The following is a 431-nucleotide window of genomic DNA, read 5'->3' on the forward strand; positions in this document are numbered from 1 at the left end:
GGTTCTTCCGCAGAATGTGTGGGTAACTGAGGCGTTCGCATAGGGGTGAGCAGCGCCCCCAAAATAGAGCATCCCGCCTCAAGTCTGGCAAAATGGGTTTCGACCAAGAAAACCAGTGCTAGACAAGGAGGACGGGATGCTGCTTAAGTCTATCCTGAATCGTGTCCAATTGCATCATGGGTTTGTCTATGGTTCTGCCCGTTGGAGCGATAAGGGCGAACAGCCGGTCCTTGAGATTGAGATCCATGCTCGTAAGAGAAGCCGGCCGATCTGCAGTAAGTGCGGGAAATCCCGCCCTGGCTACGACACATTGCAACAGCGGCGCTTTGAGTTCGTCCCGTTGTGGGGTATTGCCGTTTTCTTCCTCTATGCCTTGCGACGGGTCAACTGTCCCAGTTGCGGGGTGAAAGTCGAACGGATTCCTTGGACAG

Annotated in this window: 1 pseudogene; it reads left to right on the plus strand. The window is 54.3% G+C overall.

From position 1 onward, the window contains the following. Positions 1 to 136 precede the first annotated feature (136 nt). Positions 137 to 431 (plus strand): annotated as a pseudogene (locus tag JFN93_RS25390) (ISL3 family transposase); the annotation flags it as partial.

Origin of the sequence: Geomesophilobacter sediminis (genome assembly GCF_016458275.1) — a bacterium.
GTDB classification, from domain to species: Bacteria; Desulfobacterota; Desulfuromonadia; order Geobacterales; family Geobacteraceae; genus Geomesophilobacter; species Geomesophilobacter sediminis.